A 21,000-nucleotide genomic window follows, 5' to 3' on the forward strand; every position below is an offset into this window, starting at 1 on the left:
AATTAAGCTTTTCTCTTTAATGAAAAAGAAATGACAAAAAATTATAACAAGTGAGAAAATTACTTCAGCGTCTCTTTAATATTTAACTCCTTCATTTTTCGGTAAAGTGTAGAAAGTCCAAGCTGAAGAAATTCTGCTGTTTTATCTTTATTGAAATTGAATTTTTGCAATGCATCTAGAATTATTCCTTTCTCGTAAATCTGGACAGATTCAACCAATGATTTTGAAGCTAAACCGTCATCCGTTGCCATATTTGATAAATATATTCCGGCGGGTAAATCTTTTTGAGTTATAAAATCTTCTTTGCAAAAATTACTGCTCGTTCAATTACATTTTCAAGTTCACGAACCTCACCCTTCCATTCATGCTCAACTAACGATTTCAAAGCTTCGGTATTTATTCCAATGATGCTTTTATTCATTTCCTTTCTATATTTATCAAGGAAGTGATTCGCAAGCAGGGGAATGTCTTCCTTCCGTTCTTTTAGTGAAGGCAGATGAATATCAATTACATTAAGTCTATAGAAAAGATCCTCCCTGAATTTTCCGGAAGTTACCTCATCCTTTAATTCTCTATTAGTCGAGGCAATGAACCGTACGTTTATGGAAATAGCTTGTGTTGTTCCAACAGGCATATATTCTTTTTCTTGAATAGTTCGCAGCAGTTTAACTTGCAATAAAAGAGGCATATCGCTTATCTCATCAAGAAAAAGAGTCCTACCATCAGTGGCTTTCACTAAGCCTTCCTTATCTGTAATTGCGCCGGTGAATGCGCCTTTTTTATGTCCGAATAATTCGCTCTCGATTAAGTTTTCGGAAATAGCACCACAATTGACAGCTATGAACGGTTTGGCTTTACGTCGGCTATTGAAATGTAAAGCTCGCGCAACCAGTTCTTTGCCGGTTCCGCTGTTGCCTGAAATTAGAACCGTGCTTTCTGAATCTGCAACCGTTTGAATTATGTTAAATATATTTTTCATTGCCTCACTTTTTCCAACAAAATTTTCATAATCATAATTGCGCTGAACTTCTTGCCGTAATATTCTATTCTCTACCAAAAGACTTTTTAATTCAAGCAGTTTGCGGACTTTAATTATCAACTCATCAAACTCAACGGGTTTCAGAATGTAGTCACTTGCACCATTACGCAGCGCAGAAATAGCTGTTTCAAGTGAGCCAAAAGCAGTGATGACCATGATCGCAGTCTGTACATTAAGTGTTTTCACCTGTTCCATTAATTCAACTCCTTTCATAACCGGCATTTCAAGGTCGGTTATTACGAGGTCGAAACTATTTTCGCGAAATTTATCTAGTGCGATTTTCCCATTTGCTGCTTCTTCGACATAAAAGCCTTCTTTTTTCAAGATGTATGAAAGAGATTCTCTAATTATCTCTTCATCATCAACAACTAAAATTCTATCTGCCATTTTTTATATTTCCTGTTAAACTTACAATCTTACTTTACTTACTTGCTGTTCTATGTATTAGCGAGGGGATCATTTTAGAAAACTTCTTTCATTGAATAAAATAATATTTTTATGGTTTGATAGGCAAGTTAATAATAAAAGAAGTGCTTGATCCGGGGACGCTCTTAATCTTAATGTCTCCCTGAAAACTTTTCACAATACCATAACTAACCCAAAGTCCAAGCCCTGTTCCTTTGCCTTGTTTTTTAGTAGTGAAGAATGGTTCAAAAACTTTTGTATAATTTGCTTCGGGAATTCCCGGACCTGTATCCGTAAAATTAATTATAACTGATTCATCCTCTATAAAAGATTTCACAACAATTTTGTTCCTTGAAGTATCATCTTTCTTTTCCTGTATTGCATCAACTGCATTGAGCAAAATATTTACGAATACTTGTTGTATCTGATCAGCAATTAATGGCAGAGATGGGATATTCTCGGTCAGCTCAATTACAAAGTCAATATTTTTTGCTTTGGTCCCCACCTTAGTAATTTCGACGGCTTCTTTGATGTTTTCATTTATATCGGTCATCAGTAATTCATAGTTTGATGGGCGGGAGAAGTCAACCAGGTCGCGAATAATTTTAGAAATTCTTGTAACTTGACTTTTCACCAATCCCAGCTTCTCTGAAATAAATGGATCGTTAGTAGAACGTTGTGCAACCTGGACCAGCGCAGAAATAGAAGCCAATGGGTTGCCTACTTCGTGAGCGATTCCGGCTGCGAGTGTGCCGATGCTCTCCATTTTCTGAGTATGGATTAATTGTTTCTCTAAAACTCTCTTATCACTTAAATCTCTGTGAACACCAAAATAACCTGTCACTTTTCCACCAGCATCAATGATAGGCGAAATCAAAACCTGCGAATGATAAGGTTCGCCGTTCTTTCTCTTGTTTTCAATCTCACCAACCCATACTTTACCGCTGCTGATAGTACTCCACATTTTCTCCCAAAACTTTTTAGAATTTTTACCCCCTCCAAATAGTTTTGGATTTTGACCAATTATTTCTTCCTTTGAGTAGCCGCTTGAATTTACAAAGGCTTTATTTACATAAATTATTCTTCCGTTCACATCTGTAATTTCAAGTGGATTAACAGTATTTTCAGCAATACTGAAGAAGCGGAGAAGTTCTAATTCTTTATGTTTCTGTTCGGTTAAATCGCGTGCAAGTATGAAAAATAATTTATTTGCCGTGTCGGAAGTATAGTTTGTAAACAGTGAGATAGAGAATTCCACATCTAAGGTTTCATTCAGGATTAATTGAGCAGCAAATGAATTGCAGCCACTTTTATCTGAACAATTTCTGAGCGTTAATCTCAATTCATTTTTGCCCGTCTCATCCAATAATGAGTAAAAATTTTGTGAATTTATTTTTGCTAAAAAGGGCTTCAGTTTATTTAAAGCAGAATTATTCATTTGAAGAATACTTCCTTCTTCAGTTAAAATTAAGAACATATCCTTGCAATTATTGAACAGATCAAATGTGAATGAATAATTCGACGTCATAAATTAAAATGCTGTTTTAAATTTCAATTGAATACAATAAAATTAATCAACGCTGTAAAGTCGGGCTGCTTTTTCTGCTGAAGTAACTATCCCGCGAATCATTGCAGAACTAAAACCGTAATGTTCCATTTGATTTAAGCCGGAAATAGTGATGCCTTGAGGAGTGGTAACTTTATCAACTTCGCTTTCCGGGTGATTTTTATTTTCCAAAAGCAGAGTTGCCGCACCCTTTGCAGTTTGTGCCGCCATTAGTATTGCTTCATCAGCGTGAAATCCAATTTCAATTCCACCTTGCGAAGCAGCACGAATAGCGCGCAGAAAAAATGCTGTCCCGCATGCACACAATGCAGTAGCAGGCACCATCAAATGTTCATCAATAATTAATGTTTTTCCCACTGAATCAAAAATATCTTTTGCAATTTTCAAATTGGGATCTGTTTTTGTTGAAGCGGAAAGACAGGTCATGGATTCACCTATCGCAATTGCAGTATTCGGCATTGCACGAATTACGGTCACATTTTTTCCTATCTGTTCTTTAATTGCTTTTATGCCTGCACCTGAAACCACCGATATTATAAGATGCTTTTTTTCATCCACCACATCCTTTATGTCATTCAGTAAATCACTCATTTGTTTCGGCTGAACTGCCAGAATTATTACCTCTGAATTTTTTACTGCATACTTATTATCAGAGCCAACATGAACGTCTTTTTCCTTAATGTCCGCCAATTGTTCAACTCTATTGCGGGTGATATAAATATGTTTTGCCGGAAATAGGTTTGAAGTAATCAATCCGTTTGCAATTGCTAAACCAATATTACCACCACCAAGAATTGCAGCACTTTTCTTTGAACTCATTTTTATCCTTTATCTTTTTATAAAAACTTTATTAAATAAATTTATAAACGCATGTCACTTACTCAGTTTTCTCTTTGTGCTTCGCAGCAATCACTAAATCATTTGATGATATTTTTTGCAAGCATCAGTTCCGCACATAAAATAGCACCGCCTGCAGCGCCTCTGATTGTGTTGTGAGAAAGCAAGACGAACTTATAGTCAAATATAGAATCTTCCCGCAGCCTCCCAATTGAAACAGCCATTCCTTTATCAATGCTCCGGTGAATTTTAGGCTGGGGGTATTTATCTTCGCTAAAATAGTGTATGGAATGTAAAGGTGCCGATGGAAGATTAAGTTTTTGTGGTTCGCCCGAAAATTTATCCCACGCTTGAATGATTTCATTTACATTAGTTTTTCTTTTCAGATTTACCTGAACACATTCGGTATGACCCTCGAGAACTGCAACGCGATTACATTGTGCGCTGATATTAATTTTCAAACCAATAATTCTATTGCTCTTTAACTTCCCAAGAATTTTTAACGGCTCGGTTTCCATTTTTTTTTCTTCACCGCCGATGAATGGAACAACATTATCAATTATATCGAGACTTGATACACCGGGATACCCCGCCCCCGACAGTGCCTGCATAGTTACAACATTGACGTCTTTAACACCGAATTTATCCATCAATGGTTTTAATGCAAGTGACAAACCGATAGTCGAGCAATTCGGATTAGTTACGATAAATCCTTTACCAAACTTTTGTGTTTTGATTAATGATAGATGTTCAGGATTAATTTCCGGCACAAGAAGTGGAACATCTTTATCCATTCGATGATTTTTTGAATTTGAAATTACGATGTAACCACTCTTCGCAAAGTCAGTTTCTATTTCGCCAGCAACACTTGCATCCAATCCCGAAAATATTATTTTTGATTTCAGGTTCGGATTACATTCTTTCACTTTAATATTGCCAATAGCAGATGGCAGCGATGCCGATGAAAACCAATTTACTGCATCTTTATAAAATTTATTAGCTGATTTATCTGAAGCCGCAAGTTCAGCTACTTCAAACCACGGGTGATTTATCAGCAGTTCAATAAATTTTTGACCTACGCTTCCGGTAGCTCCTAATATGGCAACAGGTATTTTATTTTTTAATTTCATTTTATGGATTTTACTTCGATGATATTTATCAAATAAAATTATTTCCAGTATTGCTTAACATAACAATGGGACATAAATTAACCAGGGGGGGTCTCTTAACGTCATTTTCTTATGATGTACTTCCTGGTTTTTAATGTAGTCACGCACTTTATCAATCATTGATTCAGAGACAGAAACCAATACTGTTGATCCTTCAAAATGCGACTTTTCACTGTGCGTGATTTTTTTCCCCACGCTAAAGCGTGGGGTTTATGAAAGAGTATTATTAATTTTCATTAAAATAGCATACAAGATTATTATGAAATTTGTTTCAATTATTATTTCGAGAAGACTCTTAGCAATATAAAGTATGATAGCCTGCTGAAATAAAATTCAACTCAATTATTTAATTGCAAATATAAGAAAAGAACATTCAACTACTTTTAGATTTTAACTTTACCTGTTGGGTAAATGTCTTGAGAAATCTAAATTTAAAGTAACAAATAAAATAAATGTGAAATGAAAATAGCCTTAGTACAATATGACCCTGTCTGGGAAGACAAAGAATCTAATAAATTGAAGTTGAAAACTATGCTTCAATCTCCTGAAAGTTATGATGCTCTGATTTTTCCTGAAATGACTCTAACCGGTTTTACTATGTCTGCTGAAAAATTTGCAGAAGGTACGGGCGGAGAAAGTTTTAGTTTTTTTTCTTCGATAGCTTTAGAAAAAAACTGTGATGTTTTAGCCGGTATTATCGAGCGTGGAATAAGGAGGAGTTACAACACGATGCTTCATATAACCGCAAAAGGCAAGTTGAATAAAATCTATCGCAAGATTCACCCATTTTCTTATTCAAACGAAAATAAATTTTATGAAGCGGGCAATAGACCTGCGATCACCAAAATTAAAAATCATCAAATCGGTTTATCAATCTGTTATGATTTGCGCTTCCCGGAATTGTACAGGGATTATGGAAAGAAACGTGTTCATCTCATTGTTGATATTGCTAATTGGCCTGATACAAGGATTGAACATTGGCGAACTTTGCTAAAAGCCCGCGCAATCGAAAATCAGTGCTACGTCGCAGGTGTTAACCGGGTGGGGGATGATCCAAAGCTTCACTATAACGGCTTCAGCAGTGTGTTTGACCCTATGGGTAAAGAAATCGCAGCAATTGAGAATGAAGAAAAAATAATTATTGCCGATGTTGATAAAAACTATCTCCGTGAAGTAAGAGAAAAATTTCCTTTCTTAAATGATATGAAAATGGTTTTAAATTTTATTTTGCCACCGATATTATTGCAAGAATAACTGCAAGAATATTTTTAGAAATGCCAAGATATTTACCCACCACCCCAAGGTCATACTTAAATAAATTTTTGTATTCGGATTTCATCAGGAATGAATACGAATCCTTAAAACCTTTTAACTGATCCTCGTTAAACATAGTGTCAAAGTCTGGCTGCATATAGTAAATAACTTCAGAGTCAAGCTGCGGAATATTGAGGTTTAATTCTAAATGACTTTGATGAAGATTTTTTCCTAAATCTTTTAACTTTAAACCTTCCTGTTGGAAAAAATTATTTCTCTTTTCATTTTGATTTACAGTTGTTGAATCAGGATTAGTTGATTGTGTTGTATCAATCTGCGGTATCACAATTTGTGAGCCTAAAAAAATAATCAAGATGATAAAAATTATTTTCACTGCATAAAAACTAACAATAATTATATTCTCCGGAAAGTTATATCAATATCAGCATTGCAGCAGTCTTGCCCCTCCCGCTTACCCTGCCATTCAGTTTCTTTCAGACAAATAATTAAGTATCAAAGTTTTTTCTTCATCATTTAATTTTGCTTTAACCGTCATTTCCTCAAGTGCAGTCTTCCATTTTTCCGCAGTAAACATTTCTCTTTCATAAGCTTTGTGGCAGCTTGTACATTTTGAAAGATACAAATCTCTTCCTTCAGGAAATTTTGTTAATTGGTTGTCTATCTCATTACTTGAACTTGAACCTGAACCTGAACTTGATCCTGAACCTGAACAATTAATAAATAGTAGAGCAAAGATAAATTGGAGAAAAACCATAAGTGACTTTACGGTCATAAAGTAATTCCAAGTATTGTTCGTATCTCGTAATCCTCATGTCCATTTAGATCTAGACTATTTTTTGTAGCAGGGCTTCCTCCAAATTGTTTTAAGAAATTTATTGTGAAGTAAAGTTCTTCAGTTTGAATATTTAGAGTTGGACCAATAAAAGAAGCCTGATTCTTTTCAACATCGTATATGTCTGAATAATTCCTGTGATTTCTGAACTCCAAACCGAGCGCAACATTATTTGAGACTTCGTAGGCAACACCGGCAGTTATTTCAAATTTAGACTCGTGTTCCGAATCAATTATCTTTCTTTCTATCTCAGCGATGATGTTTACCACCGAAACAAAATCACCCGTTCTTTTAGAAAGAAGAATCTTGGGTTCGTACTCTATCTCTGCCCCACCGTAAGAAAATTCAAAGTAAAGTGCAGGATCAACAAAATACTCATCGGGATTTGAAAGTCTGTACCGGAGTTCTATTGCAGAAGAAGAAAACTCCAATGAGTGTGAACTATACTGATTCTCTGCCGCAGTAACCTGGTTAAAATTAAAATAGAGAGATGTAGTCAGTCTGTCCGTTGCACCGTATTCGATTTCAAATCGCGGCTGCTGGCGATAGTAGAAGCCGTCCGTTTTGCCAAGTCTCATTGTATTCCATACTTCAATCTCGAGTGCCCGCTGGGGGAGTGTGTAAGCCATATAAGATCGTGCGAAATATTTTCTATCTGCAAAAACATTGACCGAAACTCCGAGAACTGTAACTAAGATTAATAAAAACTGTAATGATTTATGTTTGAACATTAGCACTCCATTTTCTATAAAAAATTGTGTTATTAAGATACAATCTAAATAAGAATAAGGAATATTGCAAATAATAAATTATTAATGCTGAGGTTTTGACTGAAGGACAGTTAAATGTTTTTATAAGACTGAATAATCATTAAAAGAAAAGCCCTGCTATTTACAGGGCTTTGTAGGGCGTGAAAATCTTTAAACTAAATCGAGCTTTATCTTATTAATATCATCTTATTAGTTTGAGTAAAATTACCTGTCGTGATACGGTAATAATAAACGCCGCTTGATAAATTATTAGCATCAAAATTTATTTCATACTTTCCGGCAGGTTTTTCTTCATTTACTAGAGTTGTGATCTCATTGCCGAGTACATCATAAACTTTTAACGTTATAAAACTGCGGACAGGCATTTCCCAGCTAATAACGGTAGCCGGATTAAATGGGTTGGGGTAATTCTGATTAAGTGTGAATGACACCGGCTCAATGTTTTTATCATCTACGCCGGTAACAGGAATGTACGTATAAACTATTTTAGCATAATTTTCGTATGCACCCCCAAGCCATTGCTGATAAAGTATTTCTGTCAAATTTCCATTTCCATCATAAGAATAAACATCATAGTTCGAGTTTTGCCACGCTCCTGCATCCCAGTATTGCTGCGTGGAAGTTGATAGTTGAAATCCATTGTAAGTGCTGATAGTCTGATTACTATTCATCCAACCTGAACCATCCCACGACTGAGATAAGTTAAGTGTTATATTATTATTCCCATCATACTCATAGCTATATCTAAGGAAGTTTTTCCATTGGCTGGAGATGAAATCCCAGCTTTGAACAATCACTTCAGATATGTAATCATTTGCATTATAAGAATAAATAGTTTGACTTGACGCCTGCCACATCACCCCCAGCCATATTGAAGTGACGGTATTTGTTAATTTACTTTCTCCATCATAAGTATAATCTGTTTTGTTGGAATTTTCCCACATAGACCCCATCCATAACTGGCTGAGATTTTGTGTAATTAAATGGTTCGCATTATAAGTATAGCTTGAAAGTAAGAAATTTTTCCACGCGCCAGCATCCCATTGCTGTTGTGTAGTTGATTCTATATCACCCCCCGCTGTATATGCGTACAGAATTCTGAATGAATTATCCCATTGACTGCCTCCCCACGTTTGCTGAGTATAGGTGCTAACTCTATTAGAGCCATCGTATTCATAAATCAACTGCGAAGCATTTTGCCAAGCTGAGCCGACCCATACTTCAGTCAATATATTTGTATTCAGATTATTTCCATTATATGTATATGTTGACCGTTGATTATTTACCCATGCAGAGCCGTTCCAGATTTCAAGAAGCAGCTCTCCCCATTTGGGATGTATTAACATAACTGTAAGTAGTTTTGGTTTGAGGAGTCCAATCACTGCCGCTCCATAAATAATATATCTCCGTTTCCTGAAGATAAAAATCAAGAACGTTGTACTCACGGGAGCGCTGTGTAAATTCAGACGCATTATTATCCCGGTTACTTAAGGGAACAGGATAGGGATTTAGAAGATCAAGTTTACTCTCAAATCCCGGTACATTAAAGGGGATGGTAAACTCTTGTGCTTGATGCGAAGGGGCAAATATTGCAGTGAATACAAAAACGAACAAGAAAAAATTTTTCATAGTTGTTCCTTGGTTTTATTGGTGGAAAATAGATTTTAGATTAAGCTTGGATGTGAATATAATTACTGAAAATTGTAAAACAAAATTATTTTTTAACCCATTACTACTTACTTCCCCGGCTAAATATCTGTACATATAAACAAGATAAATATCTGTCCGGGGAGAATACAATTTCTCCATAGTTAGCTAAGTGGTAAACGTACCATTGTCCTGCTGTGTTTTTCTCCCATTCTTAATTAATAATTTTTAATTGTTAATTAAAAAGGCGACCAGTTTTTTATAACTGACCGCCTTTATGGGGTAGGTTTATGAACCATTTTTTTAACTATAGTTTTTTGTTTTGGGAGGGGGTTAATTTACCCGACTATCACCACGGCGATATCGGATTGAGTTCCTACCTCTAAGTTGCCGATCACTAACCTGATTACGTATTCTCTTCGTTCCGGCGCTCCGTTTAGATTAGGACGTGAATCTATAAGGGTGCTGTTTACGGAAGTCCCGAGAAACGTAAGTTCTGTTTCTGTGCCGCGGCGGCTGTAACAATTAAATCCATTAGCACCGTTGAGTACAGTGCCGATCTTTACCTTGTTATCAATTGTCACTTTTGCTTTGATGCTTGCAACCAGCGCATCCGGGCTGGGGGGGATGTAGTTTGATTCTATGCCGAGATCTAACCCCGCCGTTTTGGTATAGGCTGAGTTGTTCTTCATCATGTTGGCAATGGCACGGATACCGTTTAGACCGCTGATTGCAGCCTTCCTTTTGGCTTTCGTATTCTCAACCAATGAACTTACATTAGCCTGCGCCGCAAGCTGTGTTGGGTATGCAGTTCGACGTGGAGTTATCGCGGGAGTTATAGCAGTTACCTCTGCCGGTGATAAGCCGAACGATGCGGCGTATGTCGGCAGCTTTGCTAAGAAGGTTTCTTCCCAGCTATCTAAATTGCCCATCGTAGTGGGCAGGTAATCATATTTTGACATATGAATACTCCATAATTAATGAATGAATGTTTATTTATTTTAGATGCTTACTCACGTTTCACATATAATAAGTATCTGATGTAGTATTATCAATTGCTGTGCCAGACTTAATTTTATTTTCTGTCCAATCTCTATTTTTATAAGAAATTTAGATTTTGGAATAAAAATAAAGATTATTTGTATGGATGGGGGGAAAAGTTGAAAATAAGCCTAGGAATATTCCCGACTCGCCTAGGCTAGTTCAAGAAAAACCTACTACAACTGACAAAAAGCCCAGGAAGTTTTAGCCCCCGCCTAGGCTTGATGAGAAATAACCTACGCATCTTTATAAATAGCCTAGGAGGATTTAAAAATAGCCTAGGAGACTTGATAAATAGCCTAGGAGACTTGATAAATAGCCTAGGAAGAATGTGAAATAGCCTAGGAGGAATGCAAAATAGCCTAGGAGGAATGCAAAATAGCCTAGGAAGAATACAATACAGCCTAGGCTATTTTATAAACGGAATAGGCGGGGAGAGGAAAATCTTACCTCTGCCGGGAAAAATTTACAGGTATTTTTTAACCAACCTGCAACACACGCCGGCAGGAACAGGGCAGAACAAATCCGGAAACAAAATAATTAAAAAATACTTAAGAATTTCTTGACATTGGCAAAAGCAGTTAATAAGTTTAACCAAACAAATGAGGATGTTTTTGTGGAATTGGAAAACAGGAAAGAAATTAAACAAATTAGTAAGAACTAAAATGAGAGTTTTTAATTACACTATTTTATCTGCAAAAGAGCAGATAGATTTTATGACGCTCATCGTTGTCTTTTTTTGCTCATTTACAGATAAAATACTTAATAGTTAGCTACTATTCGAAAATTGAATGAAGTAATTTGGTTTTATGATTAAAATGGAAAAAATAGTTAGTTTTAAATCTGAATAAATTGATAAACTAAAATATGCCAAACAAAAATCTTACAAATGCTAAGAAAGCAAAAAATGATGAGTTCTATACTCAGTATCATGATATTGAAAAAGAGATAGCCGCTTATCTTGAATTTGATCCCCAAGGTATTTAAAGGTAAAACGGTGCTTTTACCTTGCGATGATCCCGAGTGGAGTAATTTCACAAAGTTTTTTTGCTCAAAACTTTATGAGGTTTGGTCTAAAAAACTAATCAGTACAAGCTATGCTGTGGATAGCAAAATTTATAAAAGTGGTTATCAACCAACTTTATTTGAGAGACGAGTGATCCACAATTTGATAAAGACAAAACAAGGAAAAATGGGAAGATTTTTATCTTAGAACGGGATAAGACAGGTGATAATAAGATTGATGTTAATGACTTAGAATGGAAATACCTAGAAGGTGATGGTGTTTTTAGAAGCGATGAGATAAAACAATTAAGAAAAAAAGCAGACATCATTATTACTAATCCACCATTCTCATTATTCCGTGAATTCTTATCGTGGATTATGGAAGCTGACAAACAGTTTGTGATAATAGGTAGCTTAAGTGCCATTACCTACAAGGAAGTTTTTCCACTGATTAAGGCTGATAAGTTGTGGATGGGTAACGGTTTTCATGCAGGAAATGCTTTTTTTTCTACTCCTTTTGCAAAGGAATATGGTGAAGGTGTTTATTATCCTGAAACCGGTTTAGTGAAGTTTAGGAATGTTTGTTGGTTTACAAATCTTGATCATGGTAGGCGTCATGAACCATTAAAACTAATGTCAATGGCAGATAATTTAAGATTTAACAAGAAGCTAAAAGGAAAGAAATCATACGACCACTACGACAACTACAATGCTATTGAAGTGCCATTCACCGATGCAATTCAAAATGATTACGAAGGTGTAATGGGTGTTCCAGTAAGTTTTTTAGACAAGTATAATCCAGAGCAATTCGAAATAGTTGGAAGTGATTATAATATTAAGGAGGGTTTGCTGCCTGAACTCGTTAATACTAAATGGAAAGGTAAAATAGACAGGGGCTATACTAATAAAAAAAGACTTTATACACGTATACTTATTAAACATAAAACAGTAACAAAATGGAAACAACTCTAAAAACGGTAATTACAGTTAAAGATATTTGTGAAGGCTTTGTTTACAACGAATTAGAAGGCAAAGGATTGTTCGGTCTCTCAGGAAAATTAACAATTCAACCCGAATACCAGCGCAATTATATATATGCAGATGGCAAAAAAGATGTTGCAGTAATTGAATCAATTCTGAAAAGTTATCCATTGGGTTTAATATATTTCGTAAAAGTAAGTGATAATAAATTTGAAGTATTGGACGGGCAACAGCGAATAACAAGTTTCGGAAGGTTTGTAACAAATAAATTAGCTGTTAAAGTTGATAGAATGGAACAATATTTTGATAGTCTTGCACCTGAGTTGCAGGCAAAAATCTTAAATACAAAATTAACAATTTATGAATGTGTAGGAGACGAACCTGAAATTAAAGAATGGTTCAAAACAATCAATATTGCAGGTATTGAACTGAATGACCAAGAATTTAACAATGCAATTTATTCAGGCCCATTTGTAACACTTGCTAAAGAGGAATTTAGTAACAGTCAAAACTCAAATATTCAAAAATGGAGTGCTTACATAAAGGGTAGTGCAAACCGCCAGGACTTTTTAGAGCGAGCACTTGAGTGGGTAAGTAAAGGTAAGATAGAGGAGTATATGGCTCTTCATCGTAAGGATAATAATATTAAAGAATTAAAAACTTATTTTAATAGTGTTATAGATTGGGCTTCAACTGTATTTATAGACGTTGAGAGTGAAATATGCGGCCTTGAATGGGAAGACTATATGAAGAATATCATAAGAAGTCATATGATCCGAAGGCCGTTTCGAAAGAGGTACAAAAGCTATATGAAGATCCATACGTTAAAAATCGGAAAGGAATATTTGAATACTTACTTGGTGGTTCTGTTGATACAAAATTATTAGATGTTAGAGTATTTGATGAAGCAACAAAGAAAATAGTTTATACAAAACAGTCTGAAGCTGCAGAAAAAAAAGGTAAATCAAACTGTCCACATTGTGCAATTGGGCATGATGCTAACAAAAACAAGATATGGAAACTTAGCGAAATGGATGCTGACCACGTTGCAGCATGGAGTAAAGGTGGTGCAACAAATATTAAAAACTGTCAGATGTTGTGTAAGACTCATAATCGTTCAAAAGGAAATAGATAATATCGATAATTAATAAACATAGCTAACCAGTGCTATTGACGACCTATAGATTGTGATTTGCTAGTAGAAACAGATAGTGGAAGTATAGGAGTTTTGGGAAAGAGCATAAAAATCCACTGATCTAAAAGCGTAATCAATCTTTGGAGTTAAAGTTTTTAAAAATAAATAATTTATACGGTGGCATTGCCATTGTGTTTTAATAACTTGTCCCGCTTTGCGGGGTAACACGCCGTTAGGGCAAAAAAAATGGAGAATTTTATTGGCAATACCTGAATTAGAAGAAGATGGATTTCTACCAATAGGAATTCATATTTGTACAGCTGAAGAAATATCAGAACGCTTTGGTAGATTTCAGTCTTCTGATAGGCGCCCTTCATTGAATGAGGGATTAATTAGTTATATTAATGAATTAAAAGAAGCTGAAATAGGGAAATATTTAATTGTTAATGGGTCTTATGTAACTCAAAAGGATAAGCCCAGTGACATTGATGTACTTTTAGTCTTGAAAGATGATGTTGATCTAACTGGTGATATTCCACCCTTTCGTAAAAATGCAGCTTCTAAAAAATATATTAACAGATATCATAAGCTAGATTTTCACTTTGGTTATGAAGATGATGAAGCTTTTACTAATATTTTACTGAACTTTAAGGAAGTTAAATATCAGCCTGGAAAATATAAAGGAATTCTGAGAGTTGATTTATGATTGAGAACGAAAACCAATATCAGCAAGCATTAACTGTATTGCAAAGATTAGAGAGAGCGCTTGTAGCTCTACGTCGTCGCGTGGAACCAGTTAATCCTGAATTATTTCAAGCGATGGCTCAAACATATGTTGATGAAATAACTGAATTGAGAAATGAAATTGATGAATTTATTGGAGTAAACTCAGCATTTGAATCCCGAGTTCCTTTGTGGTTTTCGCTTGAAGGTGAAGGACTAAAATCTTCAGAGATATCTTCTCGTCTATTAGCCAGCTGGCTTTCAAAAATGCGACAAGCGTTTCAAAATGTAGCTCAATTTATTGAGACGAAGCGCACCATTTTAGGCAGACCCTCACCTGCAATTTTAGCAATTATGGATCCCAATTTAGTTACTATACGTAGTGGGAGTATTAAAATTGGTCTTAAATTTCCGCACTCTTATCTCCAAGAAGAATTATTCCCAGATGATAGTCATTCATTAGTCCCTTTACCTAATAGAGCAATAGATCGATTACTTCAATTGGTTGCCTGGGTTAATTCGACTCAGAATGATTTGCCAAGTGATCTTTTCCCTGATAATGACGAAACTACTATCCTAGCAAATCAAGCAATTTCTCTTGTGCCTTCTCGGCGTAGTAGTGTTAAAACATTACGATTTTCGGGTGCTTTAGTTCCTTCCGAAAAAGTGTTACAATTAAATTAGAATCCAGACCGAAACTCCAACAATTGATAGATAGTTTGACTATTATTAATGAAGATAGAGTGGAAGGTGTTATAAGAGAAATTGATTTGGATGCACAACGTATTATTTTGAGAGAGAGGTCCAGAAGCACCTGATCTTAAATGTTATTTACCTGATGATCTTGTTACTATAGCAGAAGGTTTATTGGATAAATTTGTCAGAATCCGTGGAAAAATTTCTTCATCAACGCCTGACGTAGTTGAAGTAATTTCAATTGAAGCTATTAACGTGCCCTAACCAGATGCTATTGACGACCTATAGATTACGATTTGCTAGTAGAAACAGATAGTGTAAGTTTAGAAGTTTTGGGAGATAAATGAATATTTTTACTAAAGTAAATATGAAATGGAAATCTAGCCCCGCTAAATGCGGGATTAAAAAAATAATTTATACGGTGGTGTTGCCATTGTGCTTTAATAACTTGTACTGTGCGTTAGCCAACGGACTATCGGGGTAACACGGCGTTAGGATACATTCTCTAAAATAAAAGAAAGAAAAAAATATGAAGGATATAAATAGTTTCTGGAAAAAGGGCCCGGGTAAACTCGGTGTTTCAAAACCATTAATTGGTTCCTGGCAAGCAAGTGCGGACACACCAATGGGTAAAGTTCGATGCACTCGATCTTTCACACCAATTCTAGGTAGTAAGTATATTCAACTTGTTGCAAGATGGGAGTTTGGTAAGAAAGTCTATGAGGAGTTTGCAATTTATGGAGTCAGCAAGGGCAGACTATCATTTTGGTCGTTTACATCAGATGGTAAGAAATCAGAAGGTGTAATTGCTGATGGAAAAGAAATAGATCCACAAGCAATTGTATTCGAAGCAGAAATGCCGGCTGGTCTTGCTCGAATGATATATTGGCCAAATACTGAGGAGGATTTAATTGGGCAGTGGAAGCTAAAAATAAAATGGCTGGAAGCGATTCACTCAACATAAATACGTTTCTTTATAGAATTGTTTATATGGGCAACCTAACCCACAACTGCTAATGAACCCGCCAGAGGAGGGGCGGGCTCACTCCTGTAGTTGAGGAGTAAGAGTAAGCCCCAAAACGATGTGCTTGCTTCAATCATATCGGACAGGTGCATAAATATTTTAATTGTTGTTCATTTCATACTGTGCTAAGTTTGGAAAACAAATGAAACAGATACCTTTCCCTGCTTAATAGGGGGAGGTAGATTAAATAATTTATTCGGTGGCATTGCCATTGTGCTTTAATAACTTGCACTGCTTTGCGGGATAACACGGCGTTAGGCAGTCTATAAAAATATTATGCAAATGAATCAAAAACTTAATATCCGTGAAGCGATGAAGTCCGATACTGCTGCGCTTGCTGCTCTCTCGGGCGAACTGGGCTATCCTGTGACTTTGTTACAGATGGAAGGTCGGTACGACAAGTTGTCAACAAAATCCGATAATTGTATTTATGTTGCTGAACTTGATTCTATTGTAGGTTGGATTCATATTGCTGTTATTCAATCATTAGAGAGCAATCCGTTTGTAGAAATTTGTGGTCTTGTTGTTGCTGAATCACATCGTGGAACGGGAATCGGAACACGACTCATTGCAATGGTTGAAAGTTGGGCGCGAGAAAATGGATATAACCATATTCGTGTTCGTACAAATGTTTTACGAGAGGAGACTAGAAGGTTTTACGGACAAGTTGGTTTTCAACCCAAAAAAACTCAAGAAGTATTTGATAAAATAATTAATGTCGGCGGCTTAATCAGCGGCTAATGACGATCGATAGATAACGAATATGCGAAAAACAAGATAATCACAGCCCGGGTATTTTAGGAAAGAGCATAAAAATCCACTGCTCAAAAGAGTTCTTAAAAAGTGTAACAAGCCCGGTGGTATAATTTCAGTTGAATAATACTCTATTTTAAGAGGATAGTAACTTCGCCATTTTGGGTGTAGAAGTTTTTGAAAACAAATGAATATTTTTACTTAAGTAAAAATGAAATGGAAATCAATAAATAATTTATACGACAGTGTTGCGTTTAAAATAACACGCCGTTAGGCCGCAACATAAATTATATCAGAATTTAATTATCTAAGTAGAGACATAAGAAGAATAATATGACAATTGCAAAAGCCAACGAAATATTTGAAGTATGGCAACAATGGTACTGGCCATTCCATTCTCTATTATTTTCTATGTTCCAGAGCAATATACCAGAATCATTTTTGCCTTATCCAAAGAATATTTTATATGAGGCTTTAGAAGAAATATTAAAATTGTATAATGAAAATTCAAAAGAGTTTGAAGCAATAAATTTTACCAAGTCATCCATTTTATGCTTTTATACAAACGATAAAGATGCTTTTGATATGTGTTTAAAGAAGTTGGCAATCCCAGGGATGGCTGATATTACTAGTAATAATATTAAAAAGTATACAAGCGATTGGATCAGTCGGTATAAAAAACATATTACGTAAAATAATTGCGGCCTAACCTCTTTAATAAGTACAAAGTCAATAGGATATAAAAATATTATTCAATCCGTTGTTACGGATTGCCAAAATAAGTTCTTTTCACGTAGTGATGGCTCTTCCATAAATAATTTATACGGTGGCATTGCCATTGTGTTTTAATAACTTGTCCCGACAAGTCGGGATAAGACGTCGTTAGGCTATGGCAAAAAATATAGGGTTAACAAAATGAAATTACTTCATCTGATATTAGCAACTATGTTAATTTTGTTTTTTTGTGGGTGTTCAACACTTGAATTCTATAATATATATAACCAATGCCAACCTCCTTGCGAAGAAGGTGTTTATGTTTTTCAATGTGATTCTGGTTCTTTTAAAATGTATTTGGGAGACCGAATTAGTTTAAGGTTGATTGGGCCACCTCTGGTTCCATTTTTCCCAACTCATCCTGGTAGTCCAAAACGTATATATATATCCGTCTATCCGGTATATGATAGCCTTTTAAATTTATCTGAATCACCAGATTTTGCTCTTAAACCCAGAAATAGTGATGATCTAATAATGCCTGAGTGGTCAGATGTTAATAGAAGTAAGCACAACTATTCTTATCTATTTTCGTTTTATATAGGACGATATTCACCGGATACACTTGAAGTAGTATTTTTAAAGGAATATTTAGGATGCAAATTACCACCAGTAACATTTATCGCTAATAAAAAAACGGAATATGTACCTATAATGTTTCCTAGCCATTAACTATTTATTTATAGGGTAGTAGCCTAACAAGTGACTGCTTATAAACCCTAACAGGGCAGACTCACTCTACTTGTTCGATTAGTGCAAACTCAATCCCGTTTTTACATTTGGACGCATTTGTAAATATTAATAGAATATTATACTTCTTCTTTACTTAATTTATGTAAGTAAAAATTAAGCAATACTAGAAAACTTAATTATGGCTGTTGTGTTTTTCACAAAGTGAGTACGATGTTAAACATAAGATGCAATTATATTGTTTTATAAAGTTGAAATAGGAGAGAATAATGATCAGAAGAATTTTTTATTTTTCTTGTTCTGAGCATCTTCATTTTAAATGCTTCAAATGCTTATTTGAAAGCACAAAAAATACTACAACCTATTAGCAGAATATTTTGGGGGAATTCACTTATAAACTACTCTACTCCGGATTTTTTATTCATTGGAGCCGGGGGGGCAATTTTAATTTCTGATGTGGTATCAAAAGATAGTTTGAAAGTTCTTAATAATATTTATTTGCCTTCTATAGTTCAGGATATCCATGTACGATCAAATATTCTATATGCATTAGATTTAGTCAGTGGTCTCTATATCTTCGACATAACTGATATTTTAAATCCAATTCAATTAGCTAAATTGAATTTCGGTAAACGCTGTTACGATTTCCTGGTGGACTCGAACTATATTTATATCGCACACGATATTAATGGAGTATCAAAAGTTAACATTACAGACCCGACCGATCCATTTCTCGAATACGAAACTACAACCCCATCCAAATCTATATCCAAATATGAAAATTTTCTTTATTGTCAGCCTAATAACTATAATTATCCAGATAGTATAAGGATCCTGAATTCTGAAACTTTGAGTGTCGTTGGGGGATTTCAAGTCGGATTGTCAGGTATTGATTTTGAAATTAAGAATTTAAAATTTCATTCAAATAAAGGCTTTTTATTTGAAATTTATTTTGGACCAATTGAATCAGCCGGTTCAATATCAGATTTGACAATTTTAGACATGACCGATCCAATAAACCCTGTTCGAAAAGGTCAGATTAGATTTTTTCAAGAAGTGTTGGCATTTACAAATTCTAACGATACCCTTTTTCTAGGAAATTTTAATGAACTTTTAGTAGTTGATGCCTCGGATATAAACAATCCTACATTAATATCATCAACTCCAAATATTTTCAGAGACAATTATTCTTTGGTTTATCTTTCATTTTCTGCGCCATATATGTTTGGAAGTTATGATTACCTTGGTGGATTGCAAATCATCAGTATGCAGGATATAATAAATCCGGAGGTTGGTTTGTTCTTTGATACTTCATCAAAAATAAGTTCAATAGGTGCGACCAATTCAGTATTAATCGCCGGCCGTGGAGAGGAGATGGTCTTTACTTTGTTGATATCTCAAATATTACTAATCCTATTGTCAAAAAAAGATACAATCAAGACATAGGTTCTGTTAGAGGATTAAAGATTAAAGGTGATAATGTTTTTGCTGCATCAGATAGCGGTTTGAAAATTTATCAAATTAATAATTTGGATAGTCTTCAGTTAATTGGTGAATTAAATTATGGAAGTTCGGCATGGCAGCTCGACTTAAATGATTCAATTGTTGCTGTCAGCAGTTTTTATAATGATGTTCACTTAATAAATATTTCTAATCCTACTTTACCTGAATATGTTATCGAAATTGATATGCTTACTGGAATGCATATAAACGATATTGCTCTAAAAGATAGTTTACTATTTATTAGCGGGCTTTACGGTTACACAACGATTTTTAATATTTCTGATCCATATAATCCTGAACAATTGTGGGAAGGTAGCCTAACAATGGGAAATGACAAAGCAATGTTTGTAATAGATACTCTATTATTTTTAGGCGAACCCTTTCAAATCCACGTTTTGAATATCGAAGATCCAGCTAATCCTGTTAATATAACTGATTTAGTAATTGCAAATCAGGTATCGGATATTTTTGTAAAGAATAACTTTTTATTTGTTTCTTGTTATGAAAGCATATCACCAGGCTATAATGGTTTTCTTTATGTTTTCGATATAGCTGATCCACATAATATAAATCAGATTGCTGCTGTATATACAGTGGGGTTGGCGAACAATATTTTGTAAATGAAGAATATATATTTCTCTCTGATTTCGGAGATGGAGTTTTTGTTTTAGAATTATAGATTTTACAACAAGCCTAACTTCTGGATTAGATAACCAATCCTTACAAAATTCCAGTTTATATCAAAATTACACAAATACGTTTAATCAAACGAAAAAAATAAAATATTCGATAATGAATTCAGGGATTACCCAAATAAAAATTTATGATATACTTGGAAATGAAATAAATACTTTATTGAATGAGTACATTCAAGATGGAACTTATGAAATAGAATTTAATGCGAGTGGATTACCAAGTGGAATTTATTTTTACGAAATTAAAAGCGGAAGTTATTTAGAAACAAAAAAGATGATTTTACTAAGATGACGAATACTATACAAGCAGCTAATGCAATTACCTCAATGGGTAGTTTCACATACTCAAGGGATTAGCGCCAAAACCGAACCCCGTTTTTATCGGGATGTTTATTTAAATATTTCATTTGTTGTTCTTTTTCCTTCATTCAGTTACATTCAT

20 protein-coding genes and 3 pseudogenes are annotated in these 21,000 nt (G+C 34.8%); 13 read left to right on the top strand and 10 right to left on the bottom strand.

The annotated features are described in order from the left end of the window. Positions 1 to 59 precede the first annotated feature (59 nt). The 4 genes and pseudogenes from IPH11_16200 to asd form a co-directional block, all read right to left on the bottom strand. Positions 60 to 1,426, bottom strand: a pseudogene (locus IPH11_16200) (sigma-54-dependent Fis family transcriptional regulator). A gap of 109 nt (positions 1,427 to 1,535) precedes the next feature. Next, positions 1,536 to 2,972 (bottom strand): PAS domain-containing protein, encoded by a 1,437-nt coding sequence (locus IPH11_16205; protein MBK6915125.1) that lies wholly within the window; start codon positions 2,970 to 2,972, stop codon positions 1,536 to 1,538. Positions 2,973 to 3,014: 42 nt separating this feature from the next. After that, on the bottom strand, positions 3,015 to 3,830 hold the full coding sequence (proC, locus tag IPH11_16210) for a pyrroline-5-carboxylate reductase (protein ID MBK6915126.1): 816 nt from the start codon (positions 3,828 to 3,830) through the stop codon (positions 3,015 to 3,017). A gap of 98 nt (positions 3,831 to 3,928) precedes the next feature. Next, complete coding sequence (asd, locus tag IPH11_16215; GenBank protein ID MBK6915127.1) at positions 3,929 to 4,978, bottom strand: aspartate-semialdehyde dehydrogenase; 1,050 nt, start codon at positions 4,976 to 4,978, stop codon at positions 3,929 to 3,931. A 498-nt stretch (positions 4,979 to 5,476) separates the two neighbouring features. On the opposite strand from asd, the gene IPH11_16220 reads away from it, so the two are divergent. Continuing rightward, positions 5,477 to 6,271 carry a carbon-nitrogen family hydrolase gene (locus tag IPH11_16220; protein ID MBK6915128.1) on the top strand — a complete coding sequence of 265 codons (795 nt, stop codon included), beginning with the start codon at positions 5,477 to 5,479 and terminating at the stop codon, positions 6,269 to 6,271. Here IPH11_16220 and IPH11_16225 read toward each other — a convergent pair. The 6 genes from IPH11_16225 to IPH11_16250 all read right to left on the bottom strand — a co-directional run bounded on the left by IPH11_16225 (position 6,240) and on the right by IPH11_16250 (position 10,233). Then, entirely contained in the window at positions 6,240 to 6,617 is a 378-nt protein-coding gene (locus IPH11_16225; protein ID MBK6915129.1) for a hypothetical protein, read from the bottom strand. The two genes, IPH11_16220 and IPH11_16225, sit on opposite strands and share 32 nt — an antisense overlap. A gap of 138 nt (positions 6,618 to 6,755) precedes the next feature. Then, positions 6,756 to 7,064: a hypothetical protein gene (locus IPH11_16230; GenBank protein MBK6915130.1), complete on the bottom strand. Its 309-nt coding sequence runs from the start codon at positions 7,062 to 7,064 to the stop codon at positions 6,756 to 6,758. Then, positions 7,061 to 7,855, bottom strand: a complete 795-nt coding sequence (locus tag IPH11_16235; GenBank protein MBK6915131.1) for a hypothetical protein — start codon at positions 7,853 to 7,855, stop codon at positions 7,061 to 7,063. The genes IPH11_16230 and IPH11_16235 overlap by 4 nt, the downstream gene beginning before the upstream one ends. A 206-nt stretch (positions 7,856 to 8,061) precedes the next feature. Next, positions 8,062 to 8,565, bottom strand: coding sequence for a T9SS type A sorting domain-containing protein (locus IPH11_16240; protein ID MBK6915132.1), 504 nt, complete (start codon positions 8,563 to 8,565; stop codon positions 8,062 to 8,064). A 637-nt stretch (positions 8,566 to 9,202) separates the two neighbouring features. Next, positions 9,203 to 9,523: a hypothetical protein gene (locus IPH11_16245; protein MBK6915133.1), complete on the bottom strand. Its 321-nt coding sequence runs from the start codon at positions 9,521 to 9,523 to the stop codon at positions 9,203 to 9,205. Between the two features lie 356 nt (positions 9,524 to 9,879). After that, positions 9,880 to 10,233 (bottom strand): hypothetical protein, encoded by a 354-nt coding sequence (locus IPH11_16250; protein ID MBK6915134.1) that lies wholly within the window; start codon positions 10,231 to 10,233, stop codon positions 9,880 to 9,882. A 10-nt stretch (positions 10,234 to 10,243) separates the two neighbouring features. Between IPH11_16250 and IPH11_16255 the strand changes: the two genes are divergently transcribed. The 12 genes and pseudogenes from IPH11_16255 (at position 10,244) to IPH11_16310 (ending at position 20,850) form a co-directional block, all read left to right on the top strand. Next, positions 10,244 to 10,489 (top strand): hypothetical protein, encoded by a 246-nt coding sequence (locus IPH11_16255; protein MBK6915135.1) that lies wholly within the window; start codon positions 10,244 to 10,246, stop codon positions 10,487 to 10,489. A 464-nt stretch (positions 10,490 to 10,953) separates the two neighbouring features. After that, on the top strand, positions 10,954 to 11,148 hold the full coding sequence (locus tag IPH11_16260) for a hypothetical protein (protein MBK6915136.1): 195 nt from the start codon (positions 10,954 to 10,956) through the stop codon (positions 11,146 to 11,148). 301 nt (positions 11,149 to 11,449) lie between these two features. Further along, positions 11,450 to 12,559, top strand: a pseudogene (locus IPH11_16265) (adenine-specific methyltransferase EcoRI family protein). Next, a pseudogene (locus tag IPH11_16270) lies at positions 12,544 to 13,703 on the top strand (DUF262 domain-containing protein). The pseudogenes IPH11_16265 and IPH11_16270 overlap by 16 nt, the downstream one beginning before the upstream one ends. A 259-nt stretch (positions 13,704 to 13,962) precedes the next feature. Then, complete coding sequence (locus IPH11_16275) at positions 13,963 to 14,409, top strand: hypothetical protein (protein ID MBK6915137.1); 447 nt, start codon at positions 13,963 to 13,965, stop codon at positions 14,407 to 14,409. Further along, entirely contained in the window at positions 14,406 to 15,110 is a 705-nt protein-coding gene (locus IPH11_16280) for a hypothetical protein (GenBank protein ID MBK6915138.1), read from the top strand. Before IPH11_16275 ends, IPH11_16280 begins: the two co-directional genes overlap by 4 nt. A 541-nt stretch (positions 15,111 to 15,651) precedes the next feature. Next, a complete protein-coding gene (locus IPH11_16285) occupies positions 15,652 to 16,086 on the top strand; it encodes a hypothetical protein (GenBank protein ID MBK6915139.1) in 435 nt (144 codons plus the stop codon). A 342-nt stretch (positions 16,087 to 16,428) separates the two neighbouring features. Continuing rightward, a complete protein-coding gene (locus IPH11_16290; GenBank protein MBK6915140.1) occupies positions 16,429 to 16,887 on the top strand; it encodes a GNAT family N-acetyltransferase in 459 nt (152 codons plus the stop codon). Between the two features lie 345 nt (positions 16,888 to 17,232). Continuing rightward, positions 17,233 to 17,592, top strand: a complete 360-nt coding sequence (locus tag IPH11_16295; GenBank protein MBK6915141.1) for a hypothetical protein — start codon at positions 17,233 to 17,235, stop codon at positions 17,590 to 17,592. A gap of 222 nt (positions 17,593 to 17,814) precedes the next feature. Further along, complete coding sequence (locus tag IPH11_16300; protein MBK6915142.1) at positions 17,815 to 18,342, top strand: hypothetical protein; 528 nt, start codon at positions 17,815 to 17,817, stop codon at positions 18,340 to 18,342. A 1,331-nt stretch (positions 18,343 to 19,673) separates the two neighbouring features. After that, positions 19,674 to 20,483 (top strand): hypothetical protein, encoded by an 810-nt coding sequence (locus IPH11_16305; protein MBK6915143.1) that lies wholly within the window; start codon positions 19,674 to 19,676, stop codon positions 20,481 to 20,483. A 172-nt stretch (positions 20,484 to 20,655) separates the two neighbouring features. Further along, positions 20,656 to 20,850 (top strand): T9SS type A sorting domain-containing protein, encoded by a 195-nt coding sequence (locus tag IPH11_16310; GenBank protein ID MBK6915144.1) that lies wholly within the window; start codon positions 20,656 to 20,658, stop codon positions 20,848 to 20,850. Positions 20,851 to 21,000: the final 150 nt, after the last annotated feature.

Source organism: Ignavibacteriales bacterium (assembly GCA_016709155.1).
Lineage (GTDB): Bacteria > Bacteroidota > Ignavibacteria > Ignavibacteriales > Ignavibacteriaceae > JADJEI01.